This is a genomic window from Photobacterium iliopiscarium, assembly GCF_003026395.1.
Taxonomy (GTDB): Bacteria; Pseudomonadota; Gammaproteobacteria; order Enterobacterales; family Vibrionaceae; genus Photobacterium; species Photobacterium iliopiscarium.
The window spans coordinates 1-6451 of record NZ_PYOO01000027.1; the positions used below are offsets into that span (position 1 = coordinate 1).

Genomic DNA, 6451 nt, shown 5'->3' on the forward strand with positions numbered 1-6451 from the left:
TGTTCATGAATACGATGATGTAAGGAATACCAACTTGACGACCAAGTAGGATGTGCTCACGTGTTTGAGGCATAGGACCGTCAGTTGCAGCAACAACTAGGATACCACCATCCATTTGAGCAGCACCGGTGATCATGTTTTTAACATAATCGGCGTGTCCAGGACAGTCAACGTGTGCATAGTGACGTGCAGGAGTATCGTATTCTACGTGAGAAGTAGAAATTGTGATACCGCGCTCGCGCTCTTCAGGAGCGTTATCAATAGATGCGAAATCTTTAGCTGTACCACCGTACACTTTTGCAAGTGTAGTACAGATAGCAGCAGTTAGAGTTGTTTTACCGTGGTCAACGTGGCCGATAGTACCAACGTTAACGTGCGGTTTTACGCGTTCGAATTTTTCTTTAGACATGGATAGTCCCTCTGGGCACGGTATTTAGTGGCATTACGACCACACAACCAAACATGGGTTTGTTGAGTATATAACAAATGGATGAATTTAGACGAGAAGAGTGGTGCTGATAGGCAGATTCGAACTGCCGACCTCACCCTTACCAAGGGTGCGCTCTACCAACTGAGCCATATCAGCATACAAGAAGTGTGGAGCGGGCAGCGGGAATCGAACCCGCGTCATCAGCTTGGAAGGCTGAGGTAATAGCCATTATACGATGCCCGCAAAAACTTATTTACTCGTAGCGCTATATTAACCATTTGAAAATGGTGGTGGGGGAAGGATTCGAACCTTCGAAGGCAGTGCCGGCAGATTTACAATCTGCTCCCTTTGGCCACTCGGGAACCCCACCAAATATTCTTGAAACTGGTGCCGACTACCGGAGTCGAACTGGTGACCTACTGATTACAAGTCAGTTGCTCTACCTACTGAGCTAAGTCGGCTTAATTGATGCGCATTCTAGATAATGATGATTTTTGATGCAATACTTTAATGGCTTTTTTTATGCTTTTTTTATTAATTGACGTAATTTTATCCATTATCTACATTTCGCATATAAAGCAAGCCCTTCAAGAACCAATTCTGAACAATGATTATAATTCTTGATATCACCCAAAGGAAGGTGACGAACCCCGCCTCCGCACAATACGACGTCAGGTTCTACTGCGAGTTTTTCACGGGCTTCTTTTAACCCGTACTCAATCAGGCCAATCAATGCAGCACGGCAACCATTTTTAAGACCATCCGCTGTATTATCAGCTAAACTTAGACGATCGCGATGATCATGATCAGAAAACACCTTGGTGGTATTTTCTAGTACCACTTTCATCATTAATTGATAACCAGGCGCAATCCAGCCACCAAGATGCTTTCCATCACCACTTAAAACATCAAAAGTTAAAGCCGTCCCAATATCAACAATAACAGTTGGACGCTTAAATTGCTGATGAATAGCGACTAATGTTAACCACCGATCAACGCCGAGATATTGGTATTCGTTATAACCGTTTTTAACCCCAAAATCTTTACGCATCGTTTTTACTTGCAGCACCGGTATATTCGCAACCTGTGCAATACGCTGAATGGTATTATCAACTTCAACGGGTCCAACACTCGCAAAAACAATCCGCTTAATCTTTTGTTCTAAAATAGGATCTAATACTAACTCTAATTTTTTACTTGGATATTTACCAATTAACTCAACTCGACCACTTACTTGTAATAGAGCAACTTTAACGTAAGTATTACCCGCTTCAATTAATAATTGCATTAACAACCTCTAAGGCTGATTTCACCACCAACATAAGCAGTAATATCATCGTCATGTTCTAGTAATAAAGCACCTTGCTCATTAATACCACGAGCAACACCTTCTATAACGCGTTCACCAATTAATAATTTAACAGGGCGATTTAAAAAATTATCTATTCTATTCCAGCGATCAACAAAACCACTTAACCCGATTTTTTCATACTCTATTAGTGTTTGATGAATTCGATCAATTAGCATTGCAGCCAACACATTACGCGACGGTAATGGTGAACATGCAGCGCTAAGGTTAGTCCAAGCTTGATCAATCATCGTTGTCGCAGTCGTAGGCATCGCAATATTCAACCCAACACCAATCACTAAATGCGCAGCATCACCAGCCATTCCTGTCATCTCAACTAAAATACCAGCTAATTTTTGATCCTGATAATAAAGGTCATTGGGCCATTTTACTCGAATATCAGGCGCACCAAATTGCTGTAATGTTTCAGCAATAGCAACACCAACAACCAAACTTAACCCCATCGCCGCAGCAACACCTGCTTCTAAACGCCAATAGGTAGATAAATATAAATTACTACCAAAAGGCGATTGCCACTGACGTCCACGTCGCCCACGACCTGCTTGTTGATATTCAGCAAGACACACCGCCCCACTCGGTAATTGACCGATCTGATTCAGTAAGTGCTGATTCGTCGAATCAATCACAGGGATCAATTCTAATTGAGGGCAATTAACCAATTCAGTAATTCGCTGACTATCCAATAATTCAATCGGTGCGGCTAAACAATAGCCTTTACCTTGAACACTAAATAGATCAAGCCCCCACTGCTGAATGATTTTAATTTGTTTAGCAATGCCCGCGCGTGACATACCTAACGCTAAACCTAATTTTTCACCAGAATGAAAATGACCATCAGCTAATAAACGAATAAGAGCTAAACGGGTTGAATGTTCTTTCATTATGCTTGTATCTCAGCCAAGTGCGTTTCAGCGTTAGCTGCCATAAATCGCACCTCATGTTCCAATGCTATACCAAATTTTGTTGCTACACTATCAACTATATACTGTGCCAGCTGAATAACGTCTTGCGCCGTTGCCGTATCAACATTAGTCAATACTAATGCTTGTTGTGGGTGCACTTTAGCACCACCGATCTGGTAACCTTTTAAACCACACTGATCAATTAACCAACCTGCCGCTAATTTCACATGCTGATCATCAACACCATAACTAGGCATAGCTGGATAATCACCGAGAAGCTTATTTAGCACCTTTTTTGAAATAATAGGGTTTTTAAAAAAGCTACCTGCATTACCAATCACAGCAGGATCAGGTAATTTTGCTTTACGAACCTCACAAACAGTATCAAACACTTGTTGAAGCGTAATCGTTGTTATATCAAATTGATTCAACGGTGAATACGCGATTTTAGGTTGCCATATTTTCGGTAAACAAAAACCAACGGCAACAATAATATGACCGTCTTTTAATTGATGTTTAAAAACAGAATCTCGGTAACCAAACTGGCACGCCTCAGCATCATAACGTTTAATCTCATGAGTAATAACATCAAGTACATCGACGTATTGGCATACATCTTTAAGCTCGACACCATAAGCACCAATATTTTGAATTGGTGACGATCCTACACAACCGGGAATTAACGCTAAATTTTCTAAACCACCAATATTACGATCGACACACCAACAAACTAATTGATGCCAATCTTCACCGCCACCAACGTGAAGACAAAAATTCGTTGCGGTCTCTTTTAGAGTAATGCCTTTTATACGATTAAGAATAACTACGCCTTGATAGTCTTCACAAAAAAGCAAATTACTACCATGCCCTACAACTAATTTAGCCATATGATTAAAACTTGAATCGTGCCAAATATGAATAAAATCATCAATATTTTCGGCTTCAACAATCTGTGTGGCAGTAACATCAATACCAAAGGTATGATAAGGCGCTAACCCATGATCATGTAAAACTTTCATGTTAATTTGAGACCATATCTTTATACTATTTGATTCATTTTACCCGATTCAATCTCACAACGCAGTGTTTTCCCATGAGCCAAGTACACTATCAACCGTTAAATTTAATTCGTTTACCCATTGTCAATAAACTCTATAAAGATTTCTATCCCGCAGGGAAAGCCAAACGTGATGAAATTTTATGGGTAGGAGAATCACCACAAGGCATTGTTTGTTGTGTTCGATTTAAATCTATTGGTGAATTACAATTATTAACAGGTATGCTCGTCAAACCTGACTTCCGTGGTCAAAAAATGGCAACTCACTTACTTCAACATGCCATGCCACAAATAAAACAAAAGCCGTGTTATTGCTTTGCATTTAAAGAACTTGAAATGCTTTATCAGCGTGCAGGATTTTTCACATTACATCCCCAACAATTACCCCATGATTTACAACAACGATTTGAACGTTATTGTAATAGTGGAAAAAAACTCATTCCAATGCAATATAACGCTCAGCCATAATTACAATTTAGTGAGGTAGTTATATATCTGACAATGAGATGGGTTGACTTGCTGCTTTTTCTGATATAATTCGCTTCTTAACTCAAATTTATCTTCTTATAGATCGTGTAAACGAGGCGATAATGGATTCAGCTATTGCTAACAGGCAGCATATAGATCAGCTGCCGCGTATTGCGCACAAGCCCGAAAATTTAGAGACTCTTTTTGACGCGAGTTCTTTCAGGAAGCGTTTGTACCAAGAAATTGATTCAGCACAACAACGTATTTATATCGTCGCGCTTTATCTACAAGATGACGAAGCTGGTCGCGGTATACTGACGGCGCTATACGAAGCAAAACAACGTAATCCAGCATTAGATATTAAAGTATTCGTTGACTGGCACCGTGCTCAGCGTGGCCTTATAGGTGCAAGTCAATCTGATGGTAATGCTGCGTTGTACCGTGAATATGCCGAGAAATATCAACATTCAATTGAAGTCCTTGGTGTACCAGTACGCAATCGTGAAGTCTTTGGCGTCTTACATCTAAAAGGCTTTATTATCGATGATACCGTAATATATAGCGGTGCTAGCCTTAATGATGTTTATCTCGCGCAACATGAACGCTATCGCTATGATCGCTACCATGTTATTAAAAACAGCAAATTAGCGAACAGCATGGCACAATTTATCACTGAAACCTTAGTGGAAAGTGATGCGGTTAATTGTCTAAATCAAGCGGTACGTCCAGATACAAAATCATTAAAAAGTGCGATTAAAGACCTTCGTGCAGAGTTACAGCAAGCAAGCTATCACTACACATCAGAAGCGATTGCAGCAGATGAAGTAGGCTTAACACCATTAATTGGTTTGGGTAAACGTCGTAATCAACTCAATCAAGACATTTGTACTTTAATTGCCAGTGCACAGCAAAAATTAACTATTTGCACTCCTTATTTTAATTTCCCTCGTGGCGTTAGCAAAGAAGTCATTAAAGCACTAAAACGTGGTGTAAAGGTCACGATTGTTGTTGGAGATAAAACAGCAAACGACTTTTATATTCCGCCATCAGAGCCATTTAAAACTATCGCAGGTCTACCTTATCTCTACGAAGTAAACCTCCGTAATTTTGCAAAAAGTAATGAAGCAGCAATCGCAAGTCGCCAACTAGCAATTCACTTGTGGAAGCATGATAAAAATAGCTTTCATCTTAAAGGGATCTGGGTCGATGACCAATATATGCTGGTCACGGGTAATAATTTAAACCCACGAGCATGGAAACTTGACTTAGAAAACGCCATTCTTATTCATGATAAAAATCAACTTCTCGCCCCACAAACTCAGCAAGAAATTGATTGTATACTGACTCATACCACTTTAATTGGTAGCTATAAACAAATCGAAAAAATCGACACTTACCCCACCAAAGTGAATAAATTAATTAAGCGGATCCGCCGAATTAAAGCTGATCATATCCTTAATCAAATTCTATAGCACTAATATCAAGCGCAGTAATAATTACTATTGCTGCGCTTGTCATTATCATCTGTTGCACCAGTATTCCTCATCCATCAAGATACCCAATAAAAATAAACGTCAAAATCACTCTATTCCAACATTTTAAATACATGCAAAAAACCACACATCCCTCAGCATCACTTCCCAATAAATAACGATCGCCGTAGATGGAGAAAATGCCAAATAATGTCAGGAACATTATTGGTCAACTGAACTGACTCGCTATCATTACCATTTTCTACAAACGAAAAAAACCTAAACCATTCTATTCAGGCTTCTTCAATAATGTGAAATGGACGGGACTTGCCATACCGAACATCAGCACGCCCCTCTACGTGACTGGCCGTTAAGCTTCCCAATAGAAAGTTAACCAACTGAACTACCACTCCGTAGTGTCTATTCTGCATCATCTTACTTTTATACAGACGAAAAAAACCTGAATCGTTAGATTCAGGTTTCTTCAATAATAGCGGAGTGGACGGGACTTGCCATACCGAACATCAGCGCGCCCCCTGCGTGACAGGCTGTTAAGCTTCTCAATAAAAAGTCGAACCAATTGAACTACCACTCCGTAATGTCTATTCTGCATCATCTTACTTTTATACAGACGAAAAAAAACCTGAATCGTTAGATTCAGGTTTCTTCAATAATGGCGGAGTGGACGGGACTCGAACCCGCGACCCCCGGCGTGACAGGCCGGTATTCTAACCAACTGAACTACCACTCCGC

General features: G+C 40.1%; 6 protein-coding genes and 5 tRNA genes. 2 read left to right on the forward strand and 9 right to left on the reverse strand.

Going from position 1 to position 6451, the window contains the following annotated elements; all coding sequences use genetic code 11:
* The 8 genes from C9J51_RS19160 to murB all read right to left on the reverse strand — a co-directional run.
* A partial coding sequence (locus tag C9J51_RS19160; RefSeq protein ID WP_146144945.1) for a GTP-binding protein occupies nt 1–409 on the reverse strand: 409 nt, incomplete at its 3' end.
* A gap of 101 nt (nt 410–510) precedes the next feature.
* A tRNA-Thr gene (locus C9J51_RS19165) sits at nt 511–586 on the reverse strand.
* A 12-nt stretch (nt 587–598) separates the two neighbouring features.
* Nucleotides 599–673 (reverse strand) — tRNA-Gly (locus C9J51_RS19170).
* 42 nt (nt 674–715) lie between these two features.
* Nucleotides 716–800, reverse strand: a tRNA-Tyr gene (locus C9J51_RS19175).
* A gap of 15 nt (nt 801–815) precedes the next feature.
* A tRNA-Thr gene (locus C9J51_RS19180) sits at nt 816–891 on the reverse strand.
* A 95-nt stretch (nt 892–986) separates the two neighbouring features.
* Nucleotides 987–1718 (reverse strand): type III pantothenate kinase, encoded by a 732-nt coding sequence (locus tag C9J51_RS19185; RefSeq protein ID WP_045040961.1) that lies wholly within the window; start codon nt 1716–1718, stop codon nt 987–989.
* On the reverse strand, nt 1718–2680 hold the full coding sequence (gene birA / locus C9J51_RS19190; protein ID WP_045040960.1) for a bifunctional biotin--[acetyl-CoA-carboxylase] ligase/biotin operon repressor BirA: 963 nt from the start codon (nt 2678–2680) through the stop codon (nt 1718–1720). Before birA ends, C9J51_RS19185 begins: the two co-directional genes overlap by 1 nt.
* A complete protein-coding gene (murB, locus tag C9J51_RS19195) occupies nt 2680–3720 on the reverse strand; it encodes a UDP-N-acetylmuramate dehydrogenase (protein ID WP_045040959.1) in 1041 nt (346 codons plus the stop codon). The genes birA and murB overlap by 1 nt, the downstream gene beginning before the upstream one ends.
* A 74-nt stretch (nt 3721–3794) precedes the next feature.
* On the opposite strand from murB, the gene C9J51_RS19200 reads away from it, so the two are divergent.
* Together C9J51_RS19200 and pssA are read left to right on the forward strand one after the other, a co-directional pair.
* Nucleotides 3795–4226, forward strand: a complete 432-nt coding sequence (locus tag C9J51_RS19200) for a GNAT family N-acetyltransferase (RefSeq protein ID WP_045038976.1) — start codon at nt 3795–3797, stop codon at nt 4224–4226.
* 122 nt (nt 4227–4348) lie between these two features.
* Nucleotides 4349–5698 (forward strand): CDP-diacylglycerol--serine O-phosphatidyltransferase, encoded by a 1350-nt coding sequence (pssA, locus tag C9J51_RS19205; RefSeq protein ID WP_045038975.1) that lies wholly within the window; start codon nt 4349–4351, stop codon nt 5696–5698.
* A 674-nt stretch (nt 5699–6372) separates the two neighbouring features.
* Here the strand turns inward: pssA and C9J51_RS19210 are convergent.
* Nucleotides 6373–6449 (reverse strand) — tRNA-Asp (locus C9J51_RS19210).
* Nucleotides 6450–6451: the final 2 nt, after the last annotated feature.